18 protein-coding genes and 2 pseudogenes are annotated in these 23,196 nt (G+C 71.1%); 9 read left to right on the forward strand and 11 right to left on the reverse strand.

All coding sequences use genetic code 11. The features are described 5' to 3' along the window. Positions 1–32: 32 nt before the first annotated feature. Positions 33–158: pseudogene (locus tag P3T34_RS29690) on the forward strand (NUDIX hydrolase); the annotation flags it as partial. Further along, a pseudogene (locus P3T34_RS29695) lies at positions 155–489 on the forward strand (NUDIX hydrolase). The pseudogenes P3T34_RS29690 and P3T34_RS29695, both read left to right, overlap by 4 nt. Before the next feature lie 75 nt (positions 490–564). On the opposite strand, the gene P3T34_RS29700 reads toward P3T34_RS29695, so the two are convergent. Next, complete coding sequence (locus P3T34_RS29700) at positions 565–804, reverse strand: hypothetical protein (protein WP_280669098.1); 240 nt, start codon at positions 802–804, stop codon at positions 565–567. Positions 805–1,105: 301 nt separating this feature from the next. On the opposite strand from P3T34_RS29700, the gene P3T34_RS29705 reads away from it, so the two are divergent. Next, the gene (locus tag P3T34_RS29705; protein WP_280669099.1) at positions 1,106–1,981 is read left to right on the forward strand and encodes an alpha/beta hydrolase; all 876 of its coding nucleotides are present in this window, start codon (positions 1,106–1,108) and stop codon (positions 1,979–1,981) included. A gap of 22 nt (positions 1,982–2,003) precedes the next feature. Here P3T34_RS29705 and P3T34_RS29710 read toward each other — a convergent pair whose 3' ends face one another. The 5 genes from P3T34_RS29710 to P3T34_RS29730 all read right to left on the reverse strand — a co-directional run bounded on the left by P3T34_RS29710 (position 2,004) and on the right by P3T34_RS29730 (position 7,575). Beyond that, positions 2,004–2,141 (reverse strand): hypothetical protein, encoded by a 138-nt coding sequence (locus P3T34_RS29710; protein ID WP_280669100.1) that lies wholly within the window; start codon positions 2,139–2,141, stop codon positions 2,004–2,006. Positions 2,142–2,235: 94 nt separating this feature from the next. Continuing rightward, positions 2,236–3,987 (reverse strand): ABC transporter ATP-binding protein, encoded by a 1,752-nt coding sequence (locus P3T34_RS29715; RefSeq protein WP_280669101.1) that lies wholly within the window; start codon positions 3,985–3,987, stop codon positions 2,236–2,238. After that, positions 3,984–5,729 carry an ABC transporter ATP-binding protein gene (locus P3T34_RS29720; RefSeq protein ID WP_280669102.1) on the reverse strand — a complete coding sequence of 582 codons (1,746 nt, stop codon included), beginning with the start codon at positions 5,727–5,729 and terminating at the stop codon, positions 3,984–3,986. Before P3T34_RS29720 ends, P3T34_RS29715 begins: the two co-directional genes overlap by 4 nt. A gap of 142 nt (positions 5,730–5,871) precedes the next feature. Then, positions 5,872–7,089 carry a cytochrome P450 gene (locus tag P3T34_RS29725; RefSeq protein ID WP_280669103.1) on the reverse strand — a complete coding sequence of 406 codons (1,218 nt, stop codon included), beginning with the start codon at positions 7,087–7,089 and terminating at the stop codon, positions 5,872–5,874. 111 nt (positions 7,090–7,200) lie between these two features. After that, positions 7,201–7,575: a cupin gene (locus P3T34_RS29730; RefSeq protein WP_280669104.1), complete on the reverse strand. Its 375-nt coding sequence runs from the start codon at positions 7,573–7,575 to the stop codon at positions 7,201–7,203. A gap of 217 nt (positions 7,576–7,792) precedes the next feature. Here P3T34_RS29730 and P3T34_RS29735 point away from each other — a divergent pair, with 217 nt between their 5' ends. Further along, the gene (locus tag P3T34_RS29735) at positions 7,793–9,373 is read left to right on the forward strand and encodes an MFS transporter (protein WP_280669105.1); all 1,581 of its coding nucleotides are present in this window, start codon (positions 7,793–7,795) and stop codon (positions 9,371–9,373) included. Between the two features lie 93 nt (positions 9,374–9,466). Here the strand turns inward: P3T34_RS29735 and P3T34_RS29740 are convergent, their stop codons facing one another. Both P3T34_RS29740 and ccrA read right to left on the reverse strand, forming a co-directional pair. Beyond that, the gene (locus P3T34_RS29740) at positions 9,467–11,239 is read right to left on the reverse strand and encodes a 3-hydroxyacyl-CoA dehydrogenase family protein (RefSeq protein ID WP_280669106.1); all 1,773 of its coding nucleotides are present in this window, start codon (positions 11,237–11,239) and stop codon (positions 9,467–9,469) included. Positions 11,240–11,271: 32 nt separating this feature from the next. Next, positions 11,272–12,612, reverse strand: a complete 1,341-nt coding sequence (gene ccrA / locus P3T34_RS29745) for a crotonyl-CoA carboxylase/reductase (RefSeq protein ID WP_280669107.1) — start codon at positions 12,610–12,612, stop codon at positions 11,272–11,274. Between the two features lie 161 nt (positions 12,613–12,773). Between ccrA and P3T34_RS29750 the strand changes: the two genes are divergently transcribed. Further along, complete coding sequence (locus P3T34_RS29750; protein ID WP_348534708.1) at positions 12,774–13,703, forward strand: alpha/beta fold hydrolase; 930 nt, start codon at positions 12,774–12,776, stop codon at positions 13,701–13,703. Here P3T34_RS29750 and P3T34_RS29755 read toward each other — a convergent pair. Next, positions 13,643–16,387, reverse strand: coding sequence for a helix-turn-helix transcriptional regulator (locus P3T34_RS29755; protein ID WP_280669108.1), 2,745 nt, complete (start codon positions 16,385–16,387; stop codon positions 13,643–13,645). The two genes, P3T34_RS29750 and P3T34_RS29755, sit on opposite strands and share 61 nt — an antisense overlap. 81 nt (positions 16,388–16,468) lie before the next feature. After that, positions 16,469–18,151 carry a 2-isopropylmalate synthase gene (locus P3T34_RS29760; RefSeq protein WP_280669109.1) on the reverse strand — a complete coding sequence of 561 codons (1,683 nt, stop codon included), beginning with the start codon at positions 18,149–18,151 and terminating at the stop codon, positions 16,469–16,471. Between the two features lie 317 nt (positions 18,152–18,468). On the opposite strand from P3T34_RS29760, the gene P3T34_RS29765 reads away from it, so the two are divergent. From P3T34_RS29765 to P3T34_RS29775, 3 genes are all read left to right on the forward strand, one after another. Then, entirely contained in the window at positions 18,469–19,359 is an 891-nt protein-coding gene (locus tag P3T34_RS29765) for a UbiA family prenyltransferase (protein WP_280669110.1), read from the forward strand. A gap of 224 nt (positions 19,360–19,583) precedes the next feature. After that, positions 19,584–20,597: a histidine kinase gene (locus P3T34_RS29770; protein ID WP_280669111.1), complete on the forward strand. Its 1,014-nt coding sequence runs from the start codon at positions 19,584–19,586 to the stop codon at positions 20,595–20,597. After that, positions 20,584–21,261: a response regulator transcription factor gene (locus P3T34_RS29775; RefSeq protein WP_280669112.1), complete on the forward strand. Its 678-nt coding sequence runs from the start codon at positions 20,584–20,586 to the stop codon at positions 21,259–21,261. The genes P3T34_RS29770 and P3T34_RS29775 overlap by 14 nt, the downstream gene beginning before the upstream one ends. Here the strand turns inward: P3T34_RS29775 and P3T34_RS29780 are convergent. Continuing rightward, positions 21,215–22,243 (reverse strand): aldo/keto reductase, encoded by a 1,029-nt coding sequence (locus tag P3T34_RS29780; RefSeq protein ID WP_280669113.1) that lies wholly within the window; start codon positions 22,241–22,243, stop codon positions 21,215–21,217. The two genes, P3T34_RS29775 and P3T34_RS29780, sit on opposite strands and share 47 nt — an antisense overlap. 252 nt (positions 22,244–22,495) lie before the next feature. Here P3T34_RS29780 and P3T34_RS29785 point away from each other — a divergent pair, with 252 nt between their 5' ends. Further along, the gene (locus P3T34_RS29785) at positions 22,496–23,161 is read left to right on the forward strand and encodes a 4'-phosphopantetheinyl transferase superfamily protein (protein ID WP_280669114.1); all 666 of its coding nucleotides are present in this window, start codon (positions 22,496–22,498) and stop codon (positions 23,159–23,161) included. The last annotated feature ends 35 nt before the right edge of the window (positions 23,162–23,196 follow it).

Here is a 23,196-nt window from a genome sequence, read left to right on the forward strand (position 1 = left end):
CATCCGGTGGTCGAACTTCCAGCTGACATTCCTCAACCAACAGTGACACCGTCGAGAACGTCGAGATGATGCGGGTTCCCCGGAATTCGGTGACCCGCTTCATCTTTGCCGATACGGATTTCTCACCCATCCTGGCTGCCCTGGAGGAGCAGACGTGACAGAGCAGACTTCCGAGGAGCGGCCGGGTATTGCCGCCGCGATCGTGGTGAACGAGGGCCGTGTGCCGATGGTGCGACGCCGGGTCAGTGAGGGCCAACTCTCGTGGCAGTTCCCGGCTGGCGAGATCGAGCGTGGCGAGTCGTCCGAGGATGCTGCTGTCCGCGAGACCGTCGAGGAGACCGGACTCGTGGTGGCGGCCCTCAGGCTCCTGGGCGAGCGTGTCCACCCGAAGACGGGGCGGCGTATGTCGTACACGGCCTGCGAGGTCGTCAGCCGTACGGGCCCTTCGAGCCGGTGCAGGAGTACCTGAACGCCGTTCTCAAGGGCTGACGGAACGGGTCAGGCCTGTGGGCGGCCACCAGCTGGTGGCCGGCGTGTCGCTGACCGCTCCCTGGGTGCCCCCCGCTAGCTGCACGCCGGCGGGGTGCCGGTGTACGGGTGGAAGTCCACGGTCGGGACGCCATCGCCCTGGAAGCGTGCGTGGTTCGCGGCGATGAGCGTCATCGTGCCGTACGCCTCGGTGTACGCTCCGGCGGCCGTGGGGGCCGGCGCTGGTGTGTCCGCCTCCCACCAGCGCCCCGAGAAGTCAGCGAAGCGGATCCCGCAGTGGATGTTGAGGTAGTAGGGGTATGCACTGGCAATCACGGCGGCCGTGGGGACCGGTGGTCGGGCTTGGACCCCGTAGACCCGGGGTTGGGGCGCGCAGCCGGCCATGAATAAGGCCGTTGCCACGGTTGCGACGGCAAGCGAGAGAACCGAAGCGCAGCGCCGTGTGGTGGAGCGGGAGGTGTCGGTCATGTCGATTGGACGCGGTCGCAGCCCGATGCGCTCCCCGGTGTGCCGTTTCGCCACACAAGCGATTCCGCACCGTGACCGGAAGGGGGCCAGCACTGGTAAGGGACGTTGATCGACGCGGCCTGCAGGTGGGAAGCCGTTCCCTGCGAGGATGCGTCTCGTGCCTTATTTCACCTCGTATGACGGAACCAGGTTGTTCTACTCGGTTGCCGGGAGCGGCCCAGCGCTGGTCTGCCTGGCGGGCGGACCGGGGGCGGACGTCCGCGATCTCGGCGATCTTGGAGGTCTGGATCGCCACCGCACTCTGGTACTGCTGGATGCCCGTGCCGCCGGGCGGTCCGAGGTCCCTGCGGACCGTGGCAGTTGCGCCTTCACCGAGCAGGGCCGGGACGTGGAAGAACTGCGCCGACACCTGGGCATGGAGCGTGTGGACTTGCTCGCCCACTCTGCCGGCACCCTGACAGCTCAGGAGTTTGCGGCCTGCCATCCGGAGCGATTGGGGAGGCTGGTACTGGTCACGCCTGCTGGCCTGGTCGCCCGGGAGGTGGATGAGGCTGAGGTGGTTGCCATTCGGGAGCGGCGTGCCGGCGAGCCGGGAAGTGCTGAGGCGCTGGCAGTTGGGGCGTTGCCGTGGAGCTATGGTGCCTGGTCGGAGGCGACGCGGAGGCACCACGAGGCCGAGGCCGACTATCCGCAGCCGCCTTCGTGGCTGCGCGAGACCTTCTATGTGAGCCCTGTCTCCGCAGCGGCTGCCGCAGCTGAAGTTGCCCGCCGTGCTGCTGTGCTCAGCCCGGTGCTGGTGGTTGCCGGTGCCGAGGACGGCGTGGCGGGCACCGCGCCGGCACGGCTCGTCGCGTCCTGCTACCCGGCGGCCCGGGTGGAGGTGCTGTCCGGGTGCGGGCACTGGCCCTGGGTCGACTTGCCGGCGGAGTTCTGCGACCTGGTGGCCGGATTCCTGGGCAGCCGGCAGGACGTCGAGGCTGGCGGGCATACCGCTGAACAGGTGGTTGCCATTCCTGACGTTTGATCCGTCGACGAGGCGTCAGTTGCTATCGACTGTGGTTGCCGGGGGCGTAGTGCTTCCAGGTTCCTCCGGCTTCCGCGGCGATCGCTTCGGCGTGGACGGTGTGGTAGCCGAGCATCCCGGCGACCACGGAGGGCGGGGCCTGGAGGACGAGCTGGCGCATGGCGGCGGTCCGACTGGACGAGATCGTCGTGGCCGCCGTAGCCAACGGCACCGCTGCACCGGGAGCGCTGATGGTGGTCGACGGGTGTTGAGGGTCAGCCGCCGTGCCAGGAGTGCCACAGGGCTGCGTATGTTCCGTTCAAGGCCACCAGTTCCTCGTGGGTCCCGAGCTCGGTGACCGATCCGGCGTCCATGACCGCGATGCGGTCGGCGTCGTGTGCGGTCTGCAGGCGGTGGGCGATCGCGATGACTGTGCGGCCTTTCAGTACCGCCGCGAGCGCGCGCTCGGTGTTGCGGGCGGTGGCCGGGTCGAGGAGGGCGGTCGCCTCGTCGAGAATCACCGTGTGCGGATCGGCGAGGACGACGCGGGCCAGGGCGAGTTGTTGGGCCTGGGCGCCGTCGAGGCGGTGGCCGTTCCCGGCGACGGTCGTGTTCAGGCCCTCGGGTAGGGCGTCGACCCATCCCGCGTCGACGGCGGCCAGTGCGGCCAGCACCTCGTCGGCTGTCGCACCCGCCTTGGCCAGCGTCAGGTTTCCGCGCAGCGTGTCGTCGAAGACGTGGTGTTCCTGAGTGACCAGCACGACCTGGCGGCGCAGACGTTCGGGCGGCAGGTCGGCGATCGGGATGCCGCCGACGGTGACAGAGCCATGGCTCGGTCGGTCGATACCGGCCAGCAGGCGACCGAGCGTCGACTTCCCCGCGCCGGACGCGCCGACGATCGCCAGCCGTTCCCCTGGCTGGACCACCAGATTGACCCCGTGCAGGACATCGCCGTGATCGGCGTTGTAGGCGAAGCGGACGTCGGCGACCTCGATGTGGTCGCCCTGCGGGATCTCGCCGGTCGGCGCCTGCTCCTGGGGTGCCGCGGCCAGACCCTCGACCCGCGCGTAGGAGACGGCGGCGTTCTGCAGCATCTGGACCCACAGCAGCATGGTGTCCAGCGGTCCTACCAACTGCCGCATGTAGACGGTCGACGCGACCACCGCCCCGAGCGAGATCTCGCCGTGCTCGTACAGGACTCCGCCGATCAGCAGGATCCCGGCCAGCGGCAGGACATAGGAGGCGTCGACCGTCGGGAACAGGACCAGGCGCAGCCGCAGCGAGCGCAGTTGGGCTTTGATGGAAGCGGCGAACGCGGTCTCGGCCGCCTCGATCCGCCGCCGCTGCAGGCCCAGCGCCTCCACGGTGCGCGCGCCGCTCGCGGTGCTCTCCAGGACGTCGGTGATCGCCGCGCCCGCGAGGCTCTGGGCCAGGAACGCGGGCCGGGACCGGCGCAGATACCAGCGCAGCACGAACACGTCACCGGCCAGGCACAGCACTGCGGATATCCCCAGCAGCGGGTTGAGGACCAGCACCGCGCCGGCGATGCACAGCACCTGGACCGCCGAGACGAAGATGATCGGTGCGGCGTCGCGCAGGGTCGTGGCGACCATCCCGGCATCGCTCGTCCCGCGTGAGACCAGGTCGCCGGTCGTCGCGTGCTCGGCGACCGAGGCCGGCAGGGCGAGTGCGCGCTCGAGCATGCGCTCCCGGATACGGGCGGAGGTGCGTTCGCCGAAGCGCGCGCCGACGAGCAGCGCCCAGCGGGACAGCAGGATCTGGGCGAGCGCGAACACGACGATGACCAGGGCGTCGCGGTCCACTGCGGAAACCGAAGGATGCGCGCTGGTGACCGCGTCGACGATCCGGCCGAGGTAGGCCGGGCCGACCAGGGCCGCGATCGCCGCGAGCGCGTTCAGGGCGAGCGTTGCGGCGAAGGCGCGGCGATCGGACCGCACGTCCTGGCGCAACGCGGCCCTGACCTGTGGGGCGTCGGCGACGGGTATGCGGGGTATGCGGGGGTTCACCGGGCGGCCTCCTGGTCCCGTGGCGCGGTGGTGCGCGAGACGGTCGCGCGGTAGGCGGGGTCGGACAGCCGGAGCTCGTGATGGGTGCCCGTGGAGGCCACCCGCCCACCGATCAGGTGCAGGACGAGATCAGCTTGGTCGAGCACCAGCGGTGAGGACGTGGTGACCACGGTCGTCAGCCCCCGCCTCGCTTCCCGGAGTCGGGCTGCCATGGCGGCCTCGGTGTGCGCGTCCACGGCGGAGGTCGGCTCGGTCATCAGCAGGACCTCCGACCGTGCGTACAGGGCGCGGGCCAGCCGCAGCCGTTGCCGCTGGCCGCCGGAGAGATTGCGGGCCTGGGAATCGAGCGTCGAGTCGAGGCCCTCGGGCAGCGCGTCGACGATGTCGCCGGCCACCGCTGCCCTGACCGCGTGGCCGAGAGCCGGCTCGCGCGCCTCGAGGCGCCCGGCCACCGTCTCGCGCACCGTCCCGGCGAACAGGGCGGCGTCGTTCTCGGCCAGCAGGATGCGCGAGCGGAGCCGCGGGAGTGTCACCTCGTCCAGACGCACCCCGCCCCAGGTGGCATCCGACGCGGTGAAGCGGGCGAGGCGTTCGAGGACCCCGGCGCAGTCCGCAGGCTCGGCGCTGACCAGGGCGACGAACACACCGGGCGGAACCTCCACACCCGACAGCGGGTCGTGCAGCACACCGGGGTCGAGGCCGAGCTCACGCACGCCCTCGCTGTGGTGATCGGGTTCGAGCGCCAGGAAGCGGATCACTCGGCGCGCGGCCACGGTCGCGGCCGTGAGCTGCTGCGCCCCCTCGATGAGGATGGAGACCGGCAGCACCAGCATCGCGACATAGCCGTAGACGGCGATCAGCTGGCCGACCGTGATCGACCCCTCGGCCGCCATCCTGGCCGCCACCCACGTGACGGCCGCCAGAAACAGCGTGGGCAACCCGGAGCCCAGCGCCTCGGTCCAGCTCGACGCGGCCCCGACCCGGTAGCCCTGACGGACCAGCGCCTGCGAATCCTCCCGGTAGCGCGCGAGATACGTCTGCTTGCCGCCGAGGCCTCCCAGTACGCGCAGGCCGGTGACGATGTCGATCAGCCTGTTGATGAGGACTCTGTGCTGCTCCCGGTACGACGTCATGGCCCCATGGGTGCGGTGCAGCACCGGCCCGACCGTCACGGCGATCACCGGCACGCCCGCCGACACGACGAGGGCGAGCAGCGGGGAGATGGCGAACAGCAGCACCGTGACCACCACGTACGCCACCACCGACCCGACCCCGGGACCGGTGACGGTCAGCGACGTGGCGATGTCCTGGACGTCGCCCAGCCCGATCGCGACCACCTCTCCGGACGAGGACTTCCGGCCCAGCGCCGCCCCCAGCCGCGTCGAGTGGCGAACGGTCGAAAGGCCGATCTGATAGGCGGAATACGTGCGGATCCTCGTCATCGTGGCGTGCCGCAACCCGCCCACCACCGCGTTCGCCACGCAGACCGCCACCAGTGCCAGCACCCACCCGACCAGGGCGCCGGTGTTCCGCGGCCGCAGACCCTCGTCGATCGCCTGAGAGAGCAGGTAGGGAGGGGCCGCCAAGCCGACCAGCCACGTGCTGCCCAGCAGGGACGCCCGCAGGACCCGCCACTTCTGACCGGCCATCAGCCAGAGCAGGAAGTGCCACGGACTACGCAGGTGCCCGGGGCGCGGGTCGGCGTACTGGTCGGCGATGCGCGCAGCGTCGTGATCGGCCATGCCGCGACCCTATCGACCAGGGAAGTCCTCCACCGCAGCGGGACCGCTCTAGGCGGTCACGGGCGGCTTCGTCGGCGGGCAGCGCTTCGCCCCGCCGGTCAGCCGGCGGGGCGAAGGGGTGCTGCAGAGGTCTGAGCTGTCGTCACCAGGTGACGGGGACGGAGTGGATGCCGAAGAGCAGGCCCTGGTGCTTGTACGGGAGTTCGGTGACCGGGGTGGCCAGCTTCAGGCCGGGGAGGCGGGAGAACAGGGTGGTGAAGACGATCTCCAGCTCCAGGCGGGCCAGGTTCTGGCCGATGCACTGGTGGACGCCGTAGCCGAACGCGACGTGCTGGCGGGCGTTGCGGTGGATGTCCAGGATGTCCGCGTTCGGGAACTGCTGCGGGTCGTGGTTGGCGGCCGCGCCGAGGGCTATCAGGCCCTCGCCGGCCTTGATGACCACGTCGCCGAGGGCGATGTCCTCGGTGGCGGTGCGGAAGGTGACCAGGTCGGCGATGCTGAAGTAGCGCAGCAGCTCCTCGACGGCCTGCGGGACCAGCGACGGGTCCGCCTGGATCTCGGCGAGCTGCTCGGGGTGCTCCAGCAGGGCGACCGCGCCCAGCGCGATCATGCTGGTGGTGGTCTCGTGGCCAGCGTTCAGCAGCACCATCGCGGTGCTGATCACCCGCTCGGCGTCGTAGGTCCCGCTCTCCTTGTACTTGACGATCAGTCGGCTGATCAGGTCCTGCTCGGGGGCCTTCTCCTTGTCGGCGACCAACTTGGCGAGGAAGGCCCGGATCTCGCCCATGGCGGCGCCGATCTCGGGCGGCGTGCTGCCCTGCCGTACCAGCACCTCGCTGATCCGGGTGAAGGTGTCGCGCTCCTCGTAGTCGACGCCCAGCAGCTCGCAGATCACCATCGCGGGCACCGGCACGGCCAGCGCCGGCACCAGGTCGGCGCTGCCGCCGGACTGCAGCATCTCGTCGATCCGCGCGTCCACGAGCTCCTGGATGCGCGGGCGCATGCCCTGGATCCGCTTGAGGGTGAACTCGTTGGTGACCATGCGCCGGTGGGTGGTGTGCTCCGGCGGGTCGAGCGCGATCAGCGGGGTGGAGGACGGGCGCAGCGCCTGCGGCGGCACCTGGATCAGCCGGGGGCAGCCGGGCAGCGTCCGGTCGGAGCTGACCCGCGGGTCGGCCAGGATCTGCCGTACCAGGGTGTGGTTGGCGACCACCCAGGCGGTGGCGCCGGTCGGCAGGGTGACCTTGCTGACCGGCTCGGTCTCCCGCAGCCCCGCGTACTCGGCCGGCGGGGAGTACGGGCATTTCCTGGCCATCGGGAAGGTCGGGAAGGACGTTTCGATCGGCGCCGTGTCGGTCATGGTGCTACCCCCATGGTGGTCTGTCAGGTCTTCAGGTCTTCAGGTCTGTTCGGATACGCGCGCGGGTGGCCGCCGACGCAGGCAACTGCGCCGGCGGCCACCCCCAGTGGACTACTTGGCCCAGGGCAGCGGCTGGCGGACATCGCTGCCCGGGGCGCCGGCCTGGCCGTCCGGAAGCATGGCGACGAGCGCCCGGCCGGGACCCTCGAGCACCCGGAACTGCCGGGGGATCTCGCCCTTGACCACGACGCACTCGCCCTCGACGACCTTGGCGCTCTCGCCCTCGACGTCGAACTCGAACGCCCCGCCGATGACCATCCACACCTGGTCGCGAGTGATCACGTGCAACGGCGACTCGGAGCCCTCGTTCATCTCGACCCGCCAGGTGCTCACCTCGTCGCTGCCCTGGCTCGGGCCTGCCAGCGAGGCGGTGACGGCCGCCGGGGTGGTGATGGTGCGCTCCTCGGTCTGCCTGATGACGTGCATGGAAATCTCCCAACTCGTACTGCTCGAAAATCCAGACGAATGCGTCCTGCGTTGAAGAGCGTCCCAGCCCCCGCGCGCGCGGACAACCCTTGACCGACCCCAGTTCGGCGGGTACCCCTGAATGCCTTTCTAGGGGTGTTTCCGACTTACCGCGCACGACCGGAATGGGCAGGATTATGTGCGGTCCACCCTGCTTTCCCACTGATGTGGAGTGAATATGCAAACGGAAATCGGCCAGGGGCGCCGCCAGGCGATCCTGGTCCTGCTTGCCCTGACCGGCCTCGTCGTGGTCATGGACCTGACGATTCAGAACGTCGCCCTGGAGACCATCCAGCGCGAACTGCACGCGTCCAGTGCCGGGCTCGAGTGGTCGATGGACTCGTATCTGATCACCTTCGCGGCCTTCATCTTCACCGGCGGCGTCTCGGCCGACCGCTTCGGCCGCAAGAAGACCCTGCTGGCCGGCCTGATTCTGTTCGGCGCCTCCTCGGCGCTGGCCGCCTCCTCGACGTCGATCGGTGAGCTGATCCTCTGGCGCAGCCTGATGGGCGTCGGCGCGGCACTGGTGCCGTCGGTGTCGCTGGCGATCCTGATCAACGTCTTCCCGCCCGCCGAGCGCCCGCGCGCGATCGGCTGGTGGGCCGGTGCGGCCGGGATCGCCCTGGCGGTCGGTCCGGTGATCGGCGGCATGCTGCTCGAGGTGCTCTGGTGGGGCTCGGTCTTCCTGGTCAACGCGCCGGTGATCCTGGCGGCGGTGGCGCTGATCATCTGGCTGGTGCCGGAGTCCCGCAACCCCAACAACAACAGCTTCGACCCGCTCGGCGTGCTGATCTCGGTGCTGGCCGTCGGCACCCTGGTGTACGGCATCGTCCGGGGCGGCGACCACGACGACTGGCTGAGCCTGGCCACCGCGGGCCCGATCGTGCTGGGCCTGGCGCTGGTCGCCCTGCTGGTCAAGGTGGAGAGCCGGATCAAGCACCCCGCGCTCGACCTGAGCTTCCTGCGCAGCGTCCGCTACTCGGCGGGCACCTTCGCGCTGGCTCTGGCGTTCTTCGCGGTGCTCGGCGCGTTCTTCATCACCGCGCTGTACTTCCAGGGGGTGCACGGCTACTCGCCGTTCACCGCCGGCATGCTGATGCTGCCGATGGGCCTCGGCTCCTGGCTGATGTCCTTCCGCTCCGCCAAGATGGCCGCACGCTTCGGCGCCGGCCCGGTGGTCGGCGGCGGGGCTCTGGCCATCGCGGTGGCCTTCGCCGGCTTCAGCCAGATGGACAAGTCCACCGGGATGCCGCTGATCGTCCTGGCCCAGGTGCTGTTCGGTCTCGGCTGGGGCAGCATGGTCGCGCCCGCCACGGCCGCGCTGATGTCCGATGTCCCGATGGTCAAGGCCGGCGCGGGTCAGGCCGTCTCCCAGACGGTCCGCCAGGTGGCCGGCGCGCTCGGCGTCGCGATTATCGGCAGCCTGCTCGCGGTCAGCTACCGCTCCTCGCTCGGCAGCGCGATCGACGTGCTGCCGGCCGACGTCCGCGACCAGGCGGCCTCCTCGCTCGGCGCCACCATGCACGCCATCACCCAGGCCGGACTGCAGCCCGGTCAGGTGGCCGCGCTGACCACCCGGGCGACCCAGGCCTACCTGGACGGCATGCAGGTCACCATGCTCACCCTCACCGCGGTCTCGCTGGCCGCGGCCTTCATCGCGTACCGCTGGCTGCCCGGCGCCGCCAAGGCTGCTCCGGCCGCCCCGGTCGCTCCGGTCGCCGTGGCGCAGCCCGCCAAGGGCGAGCCCGCCCGCACGTGACCACCGGCAGACGGAAGCGGGCCCCGGACGAGATCCGGGGCCCGCTTCCGTGTGTGTTGAGCCTTCCGTCTGTGCTGAGCGCGGGTCGACCGCTCAGCCGGCCAGCACCTCGTTGCGCGGCGGCACGGCCTTGAAGCCGAGACCGGTCTTGCGCCCGAGGTGCCCGAGCTTCACCAGCTGCTCCAGCAGCACGGCGGGGGCGAACTCCGGCGTCGGGAACTCCTCGTGCAGCCGGTGCTGGATGGCCAGCGAGACATCCAGCCCGATGGCGTCCAGCAGGGCGAACGGGCCCATCGGGTAGCCGAAGCCCAGCTCCACCGCCGCGTCCAGCTCCGCGACGCCCACGTCGTGCTGGTCGAGCATCCGCACCGCGCTGCCCAGGTAGGGGAAGAGCAGGTAGTTGACGATGAAGCCGGCCCGGTCCGGGCAGTCGACGCCGGTCTTGCCCAGCCGGGCGCAGAAGGCGTGCGCGACGGCCAGCGCGGCCTGGTCGGTCGACTCGGTACGGACCACCTCGACCAGCCGCATGACCGGGGCCGGGTTGAAGAAGTGCAGCCCCAGCACGTCGCGGCGGCGCACGGTCGCCTCGGCGCAGTCCGCGACCGAGAGGCTGGAGGTGGTGGTGGCCAGCACGGCGCCGGGCCGGCAGACCGCGTCCAGGCGCCCGAACAGCTCCCGCTTCACCGCGAGGTCCTCGGCGACGGCCTCGATCACCAGGTCGCAGTCGCCCAGCGCGGCCAGGTCCGCGGTGCCCGCCAGCCGCTCCAGGGTCTGCGCCTTGCCGTCCGGGCTGATCCGGCCGCGCCGCACGCCGCGCAGCAGCGAGTCGCCGATGGCGCCGAGCGCCGCGTCGGCCTTCTGCTGGCTGCGGGCCACCAGCACTGTGCTGAAGCCCGCGGCAGCCACCACCTCGGCGATGCCGCGGGCCATCGTGCCGGAGCCCAGCACCCCGATCCGGCGCAGGTCGCACGGCGCGGCCGCGTCGGCCCCGTCCGCGGCCTGCTCGACCCGCGCGCCGAGCGCGTCGTAGCGGTGGAAGCCCGCCTCGGACTTGCGGCCCAGCAGGCCGGCCTCGACCATCCGGGTGAGCAGCGGCGCGGGTGCGAAGGCGGCCGCGCCGACCGAGTGGTGCAGGTCGGTCAGCACCTCGTGCGCGGTGTCCAGGCCGATCAGGTCCAGCAGCTCCAGCGGTCCGTACGGCAGTCCGCAGCCGAGCCGCATCGCGGCGTCGATGTCCACCGCGTCGGCGTAGCCCTGCTCGTACAGGTCGACGGCGCGGTTCAGGTAGCCGTACACCAGCGCCATGGCGGCGTCGCCGGGCCGGGCGCCCACGCTCGCCTCGGTCAGGCCGAGTCCTGCCACCAGCGCCCGGACCTCGGCCAGGCACCCGGGGTCGGTGGCGGCGGTCCCGGTCAGCTCGACCTTGCCGACGCCGCCCGGCGGCAGGAAGAGCCGCAGTCCCACGGTGTGCGCGGGGCTGCCGGCGGCTATCGCCAGGTAGGGGACGGCCAGGGTCGAGGTGGTGGTGACCGTCGGGGTGGCCGGCCCGCAGCTCTCGTTGATCCGCCGCAGCACCTCGATCTTGGTCTCCCGCCGGTCGGGTACGGCCTCGAACACCACGTCGGCGGCGGCCAGCTCGGCCAGGTCGGACGTCAGGGTGACGGTCCGCTCGGCCGTCAGCACCGTGCCCGCCGTCGCCTCGGCGCCGGCCTGTGCGGCGGCGGTGCGCCGGGCGACCCGCTCCAGCACGCCGGGGTCGCAGTCGACCCCGATCACGCGGTGGCCGGCGGTGGCCGCCAGCCCGAGCAGCGCCTCGCCCACCGTGCCCAGGCCGACGACCCCGATCACGCTCCGGTTGTGCTCCATCGTTTCCATACCTTTCGTCGTGGCCGCGCGCCCTAGAGGCTGCGGAACCTGTTGATCGCCGGCAGGTGCTGCTCGCGCAGCTCGTGGTCCCGCACGCCCAGGCCCTCGGTCGGGGCCAGGCAGAGCACGCCGACCTTGCCGCTGTGCCGGTTGTCGTGCACGTCGGAGGCGGCCTGGCCGACCTCGTCCAGCGGGTACGCGATGGACAGCGTCGGGTGCACCATGCCGCGGGAGATCAGCCGGTTGGCCTCCCACGCCTCGCGGTAGTTGGCGAAGTGGGTGCCGACGATGCGCTTGAGGTTCATCCACAGGTAGCGGTTGTCGTACTGGTGCTGGAAGCCGGAGGTGGAGGCGCAGGTCACCACCGTCCCGCCGCGCCGGGCGACGTAGACGCTGGCGCCGAAGGTCTCGCGGCCCGGGTGCTCCAGCACGATGTCCGGGTCCTCGCCGCCGGTCAGCTCCCTGATCTTGGCGCCGAGCCGGCGCCACTCGCGCGGGTCCTGGGTCTCGGCGTCCCGCCAGAACCGGTAGTCCTCGGCGGCCCGGTCGATCACCAGCGGCGCGCCCATCGACTTGACCAGCTCGGCCTTCTGCGGGCTGGACACCACGCAGATCGGCACCGCGCCGCCGTTCAGCGCCAGCTGGGTGGCGTACGAGCCGAGCCCGCCGGCCGCGCCCCAGATCAGCACCACGTCGCCCTGCTTCATCCCGGCGCCGTTGCGGGAGACCAGCTGGCGGTAGGCGGTCGAGTTGACCAGCCCGGAGCAGGCCGCCTCCTCCCAGGTCAGGTGGGCCGGCTTGGGCATCAGCTGGTTCGTCTTGACGACGGCGAGCTCGGCGAGGCCGCCGAAGTTGGTCTCGTAGCCCCAGATCCGCTGCTCGGGGTCGAGCATGCTGTCGTCGTGCCCGTCGGGGGACTCCAGCTCCACCGAGAGGCAGTGCGCCACCACCTGGTCGCCGGGCTGCCAGCGCCGCACGCCCGGGCCGGTGCGCAGCACCACGCCGGAGAGGTCCGAGCCGAGCACGTGGTACGGCCGGTCGTGCTGCGCGGCGCCGGGCAGGCCGCTGCGGCCGTAGCGTTCCAGGAAGCCGAAGGTGGGCACCGGCTCGAAGATCGAGCTCCAGACCGTGTTGTAGTTGATGGAACTGGCCAGCACGGCGACCAGCGCCTCGCCCGGGCCCAGCTCCGGGGTGGCGACATCATCGACCCGCAGTGACTTGCGCGGGTCCTTGTCCCGGCTCGCCATGCCGTCGAACATGCCGACGTCCTCTTTTCGGACGACGCAGCCGCGATAGCTCTCCGGCACCGGAAGCGCGGCGAAATCCGCGGCGACGGCTTCCTCGGACAGAACAGTTTCGATGATTGTGTTCACGGTAATCCACCCTATTTGGACCGCGGAACGGAAATAACCCCTAGCGTGGCCCGTCCGGCCCTCCAATAGGGCGCAATGGCACGGACTTGCCACTAGGGGTTGCGGCGCACTCGGGCGCCCTGTCAGATTCGCTGGTCGGTACCCTGGAAAGGAATACGGACATGACCGAACCGACCAGTCCTGATCTGTGGATCAGGCGTTTCCATCCGGCTCCCGGCGCTGAGGTCCGGCTGGTCTGCCTGCCGCACGCCGGCGGCTCGGCGAGCTTCTACGTCCCGGCCTCCCGCGCTCTCTCTCCCGCCGTGGACGTCCTCGCGGTTCAGTACCCCGGCCGCCAGGACCGGCACGCCGAGGCCCCGTTGGACGACCTGGACACCCTCGCCGGGCGGATCTGCGCGGCGCTGCTGCCCTGGACCGACCTGCCGCTCGCGCTGTTCGGGCACAGCATGGGCGCCGTCCTCGCCTTCGAGGTCGCCCGGCGGCTGGAGACCCATGGCGTGCGGCTGCGTCAGCTCCTGGTCTCCGGTCGCCGCCCGCCGTGCCTGCCCGAGCGCGGCCGCACCCACCTGCTGCCCGACGACCGTCTGCTCGCCGACCTGCGGTCCATGGACGGCACCGCCGCCCAACTGCTCGACGACGAGGAGCTGATGCGCCTGCTGCTGCCGGTGCTGCGCGCCGACTACCGGGCGGTGGAGACGCACCGCTACCGGGCCGGCGCGCCGCTCAGCTGCCCGATCACCGTCCTCACCGGCGACCGGGACCCCAAGGTCAGCGTCGAGGAGGCCTGCCGCTGGTCCGAGCACACCTCGGCGGACTTCGAGCTGCAGGTGCTCCCCGGCGGTCACTTCTATCTGACCGAGCAGCTGCCCGCGGTGCTCGCCACCATCACCGAGCGGCTGGGCATCACCGAGCGGACCGGCATCACCGAGCGGATTGGGATCTCCGAGGGGATCGGGATCTCCGGGGGGACCGGGCAACCGGCACCCGCCGAGCGTCGCAACGCCGCTCAGCAGGTGCCGGTCGATTCTGGTTACCTGGCCCCGAGCGCCGCGGGCAGGTCACTGCGCCGACCGACGTTGAGCTTGCGGTAGGCGCGGGTCAGGTGCTGCTCCACGGTGCTGACCGTGACGTACAGCCGGGTGGCGATCTCCCGGTTGGTGTAGCCCTGCACGGCGAGCTCGGCCACCCGGCGCTCGGCGTCGCTGAGCACCAGCTCGGTGCCGGACAGGCCCGCCTCGTCGTCCGCGCCCGACTCGCCGCCGCGCTGGCCGAGCTCGGCGCCCAGGATCCGGGTGAGCGGCAACGCCTGGCACTCCTGGGCGAGTTCCCAGGCCCGGCGGCCACTGAGCCGGGCCCGGCGCAGCTCGCCCAGGTCGTGGTACGCCCGGGTCAGGTCGGTCAGCGCCTGCGCCTCCTCGTAGCGGTCCCTGGACTCCCGCAGGATGTCGACCGACTTGCGCAGCAGCGCCGGGCGCTGGCGCAGCTCGTAGGTGCCGGCCAGCAGGCGCATCGCCACGCCCTTGGTGCGCAGCGAGGAGGGGGTGCAGAGCTCCAGCTGCTCCTCGGCCAGCTGCCTGGCCTCCTCGCGCTCGCCCACCAGCAGCAGCGTCTCGGCGCAGTCGCTGCGCCAGGCGATCAGCCCGGGCACGTCCAGACCCCAGCGGCCCATCAGCTTGCCGCAGGCCTGGAAGTCCCCGAGTGCGGCGTCGAACTGACCCAGCGACAGCTGGTGGCGGCCGCGGGCGCGCAGGTAGTGCAGCCCGTAGCGGCTCTGCAGCATCGCCTCCGGGACGGGCCGGTTGAGCTGGTCGACCGCCTCGTCGTAGCGGCCCATCGCGCTCAGCGCGGTGAGCAGGCTGGCCAGCGAGGCGCCGACCGCGACGCCCCAGCTGCTCGGCGGGATGATCTCCAGCGCCTGCTGGGCGTAGCGCGCGGCTTCGGGCAACTCGCCCTGGCGCAGGCTGATCTCCGCTCTGATGGTGGACAGCCGGGCCTGCCGCCCGGGGGACTGGCGGTCCACCGCCTGCTGGATCAGGCCGTCGCACCAGGGCGCGGCCCGGTCGGCCCGCTCGGCGAAGGTCAGCGCCAGCAGGGCCGACTCCACGGTGTCCATGCCCATCTCGTCCAGCCGGGAGCTGCGCAGGATCCGCTCGGCCTCCTCCACCACCGGCTCGGAGAGGCCGCCGCTGAGCACGGTGTCCAGCACGGTGGCGGCGTCCATCCGGTGGCTGACCTTCATGGTCGGGGCGGTGGCCACCCCCTGGCCCTCGTCCAGTTCGGGCATCAGCTCCAGGAACGGGGCGTAGCTGCAGCGCATCCACGGCCGGGTGGTGCGCAACTCCGCGGCGGTCTGCGGGTCCTGCGCCGCGGCCGAGCCGCCGAGCCGGGCCAGTACGTCCTTCGCGTCCTGGTAGCGGCCGTGCCAGAGCAGGGCCTTGGCCAGCACGATGGCGTCGCTGCCCGGCAGGTGGCCCTCGTGCAGCGCCTCGGTGAGCTCGGCCAGGTGCGGGGTCGGCGCGCCCGGGTTGATCCGCCACTCGGCCCGCACCAGCGACATCCGCAGCTGCGCCAGCCGGGGCTCGTCGGCGCAGACCCGGCAGGCCAGCTTGAGGTAGTCGATCGCGGCGCCGACCCGGCCCTCGCCGAGCGCGAGGTGGGCGGCCTCCTCCAGGACGGGCAGTGCCCAGTCCGCCTCCGCCGCGCCGGTCGCCACCAGGTGCTCGGCGATCACCGGCGCGGGCGCGCCGTCGTCGTGGGCGAGTTCGGCCGCGCGCTGGTGCAGCGCGCTGCGCTCGTCGGGCTCCATGCTCATCAGGACGGCGGAACGGGCCACCGGGTGGCGGAAGTTGCCGGCCTCCAGCAGGCCGGCCGCGTTCAGCCGGAAGAGGGTCAGCGCCACCACGCCGCTCTCCAGACCGAGCAGCCGGTCGACCGATTCGGGCGCGCCGAGTACGGCCAGGCCGTAGCCCAGCCGCAGCAGCGCGGGTCCGCCCTGGTGCAGGCAGGACAGCACGGCCTGACCGAAGCCGTCGCCCACCGACAGGACGTCCGGCGCCGCGCCCGCCCGGACCGCGATGGCGTGGTCGTCAAGGAGCGCGCGGACCAGCAGCGGGTTGCCGCCGCTGACCGCGTGGCACTGGTCGGCGAACCCGGCCGCGGCGGCCGGGCCGAACCGCTCGGCGGCCAGCTCCGCCACGCCGGCCGAGCCGAGCAGCGCCAGCGGTACACCGCGGCTGTTGGGCTGGCGCAGCAGGTCCAGGCGGAACGCGCTGTGCCGGTGCGCGGGCTTGTCGCCGTGGCTGAACACCGCCATCACGTGGGCGCTGCGCAGTCGGCGGGAGAGGTAGGACAGGCACTCCAGCGAGGCGGGGTCGGCGTCGTGCACGTCGTCCACCACCAGGGCCAGCGGCTGGCGTTCGGCGAGGCCGAGCAGCAGCAGGCACAGCCCGTGCACCACGGTGTGCTCAAGCGGCTGCCCGGGCAGGGCGGTCGCGAGCAGCTGCTCGGCCCGGGCGCGCTCCTCGCCGGTCAGCGGTGCGCGGTGCAGCAGCTGCCCCATGACACCGAGCGGGATCCCGCTCTCGGGGACCGAGCCGACGGCGGTCAGTGCCGTCGCCCCCAGGTCCGCGGCGCGCCCCGCGAAGACGTCCAGCAGTGAGGTCTTCCCCACCGACACGGTGCCGCTGACCAGGGCGATCTGCCCCCGGCCACGCAGCGACTCCTCCAGCATTCCGGCCAGGAGCGACAGCGCGGTGTCCCGCTCGACCAGCATCATCCCCGTTTTCCCTTCATCGTCAGCTCAAGTGGTGATTCGCGCGCTGTTCCCCCGTGCGCCGCGCCACGCGCTGGACTCTCGCTAGGCGGCCCTGACCGCTTCCTCGGCCGGGGCGCTCTGGCCGGCTCGGGCGGCTGCGGCGCGCACCGCGGAGAAGGCGGCCGCCTGGACGTCCCGATGCAGACCGAATCCCCAGAACGACTGATCCTCGAACGTGCACCGGGCATAGACCGCTGCGGTCTCCCGCTTGAACTCGCCCGCCGCGCCGGTGCCGTGGACGGACCGCACCTCGACGCCCCAGGGCGCCAGCGTGGTGCCGAGCTCGCGGACCGCCTCGTCGGCGAGGTCCAGCTCACCCTCGATGAAGAGCTCGGCGAGCACAGGTTCATGACGCACCCCCAGCGGCCGGGACGAGTCGGCGGCGACCCGGTACTCCTCCTCGAAGATAGCCCTGATCCGGTCCGGCGCGAGCTCGTCGCCGGTCCGGTCGGTGACCGCCTGGACGACCCGGGCGAACTCGACCTGCAGCTCCACGGGCAGCCGCAGCCCGTGCCAGGCGCTCATGATGTACGCCACCCCGCCCTTGCCGGACTGGCTGTTGATCCGCACCACGGCCTCGTAGTCCCGGCCGACGTCCTGCGGGTCGATCGGCAGGTAGGGCATCTGCCACGGCAGTTCGCCGATCGGCTGCCGCGCGTCGGCGGCCTGTACGGCCAGCGCGTCGAAGCCCTTCTTGATCGCGTCCTGGTGCGAGCCGGAGAAGGCGGTGTAGACCAGCGAGCCGCCGTACGGGTGGCGCGGCGAGACCGGCATCTCGTTGCAGAACTCCACCGTGCGCCGGATCCGGTCGATGTCGGAGAAGTCGATGCCCGGGTCCACGCCCTGGGTGTACAGGTTGAGCCCCAGGGTCACCAGGCAGACGTTGCCGGCCCGTTCGCCGCTGCCGAACAGGCAGCCCTCGATGCGCTGCGCCCCGGCCAGCATGGCCAGTTCGGCGCTGGCCACGCCGGTGCCCCGGTCGTTGTGCGGGTGGATGGACAGACATCGGTAGTCGCGCCGGGAGAGGTTGCGGTCCAGCCACTCGATCTGGTCGGCGAACACATGCGGAAGCGAACGTTCCACAGTGGAGGGGAAATTGAGCACAATGGGGCGATCCGGACCGGTCTCCCAGGTGTCCATCACCGCCTCGCACACCTCGACCGCGAACTCCGGCTCGGTCTCGTTGAACAGCTCAGGCGAGTACTGGTACCCGAGATCGCAGCCGCCCAGGTACTTCTCGGCGTACTTCATCATCCACCGGGTGCCGCGGACCGCGAGCTCCTTGCACTCGTCCCGGCTCACCCGCAGCACCAGGTCGCGGAAGAGCGGCGCGGTGGCGTTGTACACGTGCAGGGTGGCGCTGTGCGCGCCGACCAGGCAGCGCGCGGTGCGCTCGATCAGCTCCTCGCGGGCCGGGACCAGGACCGAGATCCTGACGTCCTCGGGAATCCGGTCCTGCTCGATCAGCATCCGAACGAAGTCGTAGTCGTCCTGGCTGGCCACCGGGAAGCCGACCTCGATCTCCTGGTAGCCCATCTCGACCAGCAGATCGAACATCGCCAGCTTGCGGGCGGGCGTCATCGGATTGACGAGCGCCTGGTTGCCGTCCCGCAGATCGGTGGAGAGCCACCGCGGCGCGGTGCTGACGCTGCGGTCCGGCCAGCTGCGGTCCGGAAGGGAGAGCGGTGCAAACGGCTGGTAACGCCGGGTTCCTCGGGAAGCCATCTCGCACGAAGCCTTTCAGGGCTGCTGGATCACGGAGTCTGCTGGAGCGAGGACGGGGCCCTGGTGCTCCCAGACCTGTCCGAACCGGTCGTGCCGACCTGCTGCACATCACGCTAGAGAGCAGCTCGAATGCCAGACAAGGGCAACCCCCGGGTTGGTACACCCCCCGGCTACCGAAGGGACCATTCGGTGCACCGAAAGTTGTAGTGATGGGCGCTGACCGGCCCAATCGCCCCCTAGCGCACCCCGGTTCGCCTCTTGACGGCGCTCGTAGGCTTCGACCCGAAAGTGGTGGGGGACCACTCGAGGGGACAGACATGCTGCGATCCATCGCCAGGTACACCCGACTCTGTCTGGCCGAGGCCAGGCCGACCGTCCAACTGGCTTTCTTTTTCCGCTATTCAGCCGGCTCGGCGCTGACGCTGCTCCGGCATATGCCCGATCTGCAACGCGTTGCCACCGGAGAACTCGGCTGGTTCTGCTCGACGGTGGCGATCTACGCCTTCAACGGCGTGACGGACCGCGCGGAGGACCGCAAGAACGGGTCCACCAGGCCGATCGCCACCGGACGGCTGCCGGTCGCGGCGGCACTCGCGCTGATCGCCTGCTTCGCCGCCGTCGGCACGGCCTGCGCCTGGTCGCTGGGCCAGCGTCAGGGCCTGTTGTCCACCGGCTTTCTGGCCATCGGCTACGCGTACTCCGGGCGGCCGTTCCCGCTGAAGCAGACCTTCTACACCTGCACCGGCGCCGGCCTGGGTCTTGGCCTGCTGACCTATATGGCCGGTGGCGACGCGGCCGGGGCCCGGGCCGGCACCGGCCTGCTGCTGCTCGGCGGGGCGATGTCCGTCTGGATGGGCGGAGTCGGCGGCATCGCCAAGGAGTTCTCCGACATCGACGGGGACCGGCTGGTCGGCCGGCGCACCTGGCCGATCGTGCTCGGCGAGTACCGGGCCCGCCGGCTGCTCGCCATCGTGGCGATCGGCACCGGCCTGGCCTTCGTGCTGATCGCCGCGTGCTACGACACCGTCCTGCTCGGCTGCGCCCTGACCGTCCTGCTCGGCGCCCTGGTGGTGTCGGCCACCGGTCTCGACCGATCCGCGCCGACCGGCCGCCGCGGTGGCCGGCGCCCTTATCACGCGTTCATGTGGACGCAGCACCTGGCTCATCTCGCTCTCGCCGGGACCGTTTTCCTACTGATTGCCGGATAAGCCGGACTGCTATATCACATACCGGACCGACGGCTCCGGTCGCGACCTGCGCGTGATTGAGTCGAGACCGTGCGGGACCTCGTCTGCTAGCTTGGGCAGGATGGTCCGAACTGGCGAGGGAGCAAGAGTAGGTGACACGCGCGGAGCGGGCATCGGGGGAGAACGCTCACTGTCTGGCCGATCAATTGGAAGCGAATCGGCCGGATATCCTCAACGCCTATGCAGTGAATCTCAAGGCCGCCGGAAGCCTGCTCATCCAGGATCCGCATTCCCTCATGCAGGCGATGGCCAACGCCGAACAGATCCTCAGTGACATGGTCAACGCCCTGCACGCGGGCCGGGTCCAGGTCAACGAGAAGTACAAACTGATCGCCTGGGACATCGGAGCCACCAGGGCCACCGCCGGGGTCCACCCGCAGGAGTCGCTGGAGGCCGCCTCGATCTTCTTCCGCACCGCGCTCGCGGCACTGACCGACCTGGTCGGCCCCAGGCCCGAGTCCCTGGACGCGTTCACGGTGGCGGCCCTGACGCTGGAGCAGAGCATCGCGCTGCGGGTGCGCGAATCGGTGTCGAGCTACAACGGCGTCCTGCTCAACCGGGTACGCGAGGCGCAGATCGACGAGCGCCGGCGCATCGCCCGGGACCTGCACGACCGGATCGGCCACGGCATCAGCGTCAGCCACCACCAGCTGGAGCTCTACAACATCTACCGTGACACCGAGCCGGCCAAGGCCTCCGAGAAGGTCGAGAGCGCGCAGCAGGCGATCCGCGAGTCGATGCACCACCTGCGGGCCGTCACCTCCGGGCTGCACGCGCAGGAACCGCTGAAGAGCCTGGAGGACGCGCTGCTCAACTACCTGGGCACGGTGGCCAGCGAGGAGCTGCCGGTCCGGCTGCGGGTGAACGGCGACGAGAGCTGGGCACCGCCGGAGATCCTGGACGAGGCCTTCCTGATCCTGCGTGAGGCGGCCCGCAACACGCTGCGCCACAGCGGCGCGTCGATGCTGCTGATCAACGTCGACATCACCCCGCACGAGCTGCGGGCCTCGGTCGAGGACGACGGCTGCGGCTTCGACCCGCTCGGCCCGCCGGTCTCCGACGGCGTCGGGGTGGCCTCGATGCTCGAACGCGCCGAGCTGCTGGGCGGCCGGGTGACCATCACCAGCCGCATCGGCGCCGGTACCCGGGTCGACCTCTGGCTACGCCTCACAGAACGGTTCGCCAATGAATCCGCCTGACAGCAAGATCACCGTCCTGCTGGTGGACGACCACACCCTGGTCCGCGCCGGGGTGCGCGAGATCCTGGAGTCGCACGACGACATCGTGGTCGTCAGCGAGGCCGCCACCAGCTCCGACGCGATAACCGAGGCCCGGCGCCACTCCCCGGACATCATCCTGCTCGATGTCGAACTCCCCGGCGGCGAGCCCGTCGACACCGTGCGCCAGCTGCGCGCGCTCGTCCCCCGCTCGCAGATCATCATGCTCAGCATGTACGACGGGCCGCAGCTGCTGCGCCGGCTGATCTCCGCCGGGATCCGCGGCTACCTGCTGAAGAGCGTGGACCGCCAGCAGCTGCTCTCGGCGATCCGCAGCGTCCGCAACGGGCCGGACGGGATGGTGCTCGCGGTCTCCCGGGACAGCCTGGCGCAGATGCAGCAGGTCACCGAAGGGGTGCTCTCCGCCCGCGAGTTGGAGATCCTGGAGCTGGTGGCTGACGCACTGAGCAACAGTCAGATCTCCACCCGCCTTGCGATCACCGAGGCCACCGTCAAGCGGCATCTGAGCAATGTGTTCGTCAAGCTCGGCGCGGTCTCCAGGATCGACGCGGTGAACAAGGCGATCGCCTCCTCGCTGATCACCTCGAAGCGGGATCACCAGGTGCGTCGCTTTCCGGCTCCCTGAGCGGCTGCGCGGAGTCGGCAGACTCGTGTGCGTCAGCCGATTCGTGCGCGTCGGCCGGGTCGGCCGACGTGTCGTCGAACAGTGACGCCAGCTGCTCGCTGGTCTCCGGGGTGAGCCGCAGCGCCGCCGCCGAGAGGTTCATCTCCAGGTGCACCGGGTCCCTGGTGCCCGGTACCGGCACGATGTCCTCGCCCCGGCTGAGCAGCCAGGCCAGCGCCAGCCGGCCCGCTCCGACGTCCAGCTGCGCCGCCGCCCGCTCCAACTCGGCCAGCCGCGCCGCGAAGAACCGCGGGTCGCTGTGCCGCCGCGGGTCGCTGTGCCGAGGGTCGCTGTGCCGAGGGTCGTCCGGACGGCGATCGGTGCGGAGCAGGCGTTCCGGCGCGCTGACCCGGCCGGTCAGCAAGCCCCGGGCGAGCGGCTGCGCGGCGACCACGCTGATGCCCAGCCGCCGGGCGATCGGCAGCCGCTCGCGCTCCACCTGCCGCTGCCACAGCGAGTACTCGACCGCGAGCGCGGTGATCGGGTGGACCTGGTGCGCCCGGACCAGCTGCTCGCCGGTCACCCCGCCCACCCCCAGGTGGCGGACCTTGCCCGCCTCCACCAGCCCGACCAGCAGACCGATCCGCTCCTCGATCGGCACCAACGAGCCGCCGGGGTGCAGGTAGTAGAGATCGACATGGTCGACGTTCAGCCGGCGCAGCGCGGCGTCCAGCCCCTCCACCGCAGCGTTCGGCCCGTCCTCGCCCTGCCCCGCGCCGCCGACCGGCCGGCTGTGCGCGGCGATGGTGACCTGGTCGCGGCGGGCCGCCACCGCCCGGCCGACGATCTGCTGCACCTCACCGCGCGCGGACCCGTCCGCCGCGTCGAGCAGCACCACGCCGGAGTCCAGTGCCAGTTGGATCAGCCGGACGGCGTCAGCCGGGTCGACCGGCCCGTACGCTCCGCCCAGCGGCAGACAGCCCAGGCCGAACCTCGAGGTCATCGGTCCTGTCGTGCCCAGCCGCCTCGCCGTCATGCTGCCCGTCCTCTTCTGTTGTTCCGCCCCTCGCCACTCCAGCATTCGGCACCGCACGGGGATTTCTCAACCCCTGCCGAACTCCTATTGCCCCAGTTCGGACAGGACCGACCCGGCTGATTGCGGCCGCATTGTTCCGGTCTCCCGGAAGGAGCGGTACGGTGATCGGGTGATTGCTATTCATCTTCAATTTCCTCATTTCCCAGCCCGAGGTACCTGATGATCGAGACAATTCTCGGGCCGTCCGTGGTGTCCGCCGAAGCCCGCGAGGACGATCCGAATGCATTCCTTTTCCCGGACGAGGAGGAGGCGATATTCCAGGCCGTTGCGAAACGCCGGTCGGAATACACCACGGCCCGGGTCTGCGCCCGCCGGGCGATGGCCGCGCTGGGGCTGCCGCCGTCGCCCGTGGTGTCCGGTCTGCGCGGCGAACCGCACTGGCCGGACGGCGTCGTCGGCAGCATCACCCACTGCGCCGGGTACCGGGGCGCGGTGCTGGGCAGGGTCGGCGAGGTCACCTCGATCGGCATCGACGCCGAGCCCAACCTGAAGCTCTCCCCGGGCGTGCTGGAGTCCGTGGCGCTGCCCGGAGAGCAGGTGTGGGTGCGCGACCTCGGCATCGCGGAGCCGGAGATCTGCTGGGACCGCCTGCTGTTCAGCGCCAAGGAGTCGGTCTACAAGGCCTGGTTCCCGCTCGCCCACTCCTGGCTGGACTTCGAGGACGCCCTGATCACCGCCGACCCCGAGCAGGGCACCTTCGCGGCCCGGCTGCTGGTGCCGGGCATCGAGGTCCACGGCAGAAAACTGACCGGCTTCTCCGGCCGCTGGCTGGTGCGGGACGGACTGATCCTCACCGCGATCGTCGTACTACCGCCGACTTCCTGACCGATTGTCAACCATTTGATCGCGCTGGGATGATG

This window comes from Kitasatospora sp. MAP12-44 (assembly GCF_029892095.1).
GTDB lineage: Bacteria > Actinomycetota > Actinomycetes > Streptomycetales > Streptomycetaceae > Kitasatospora.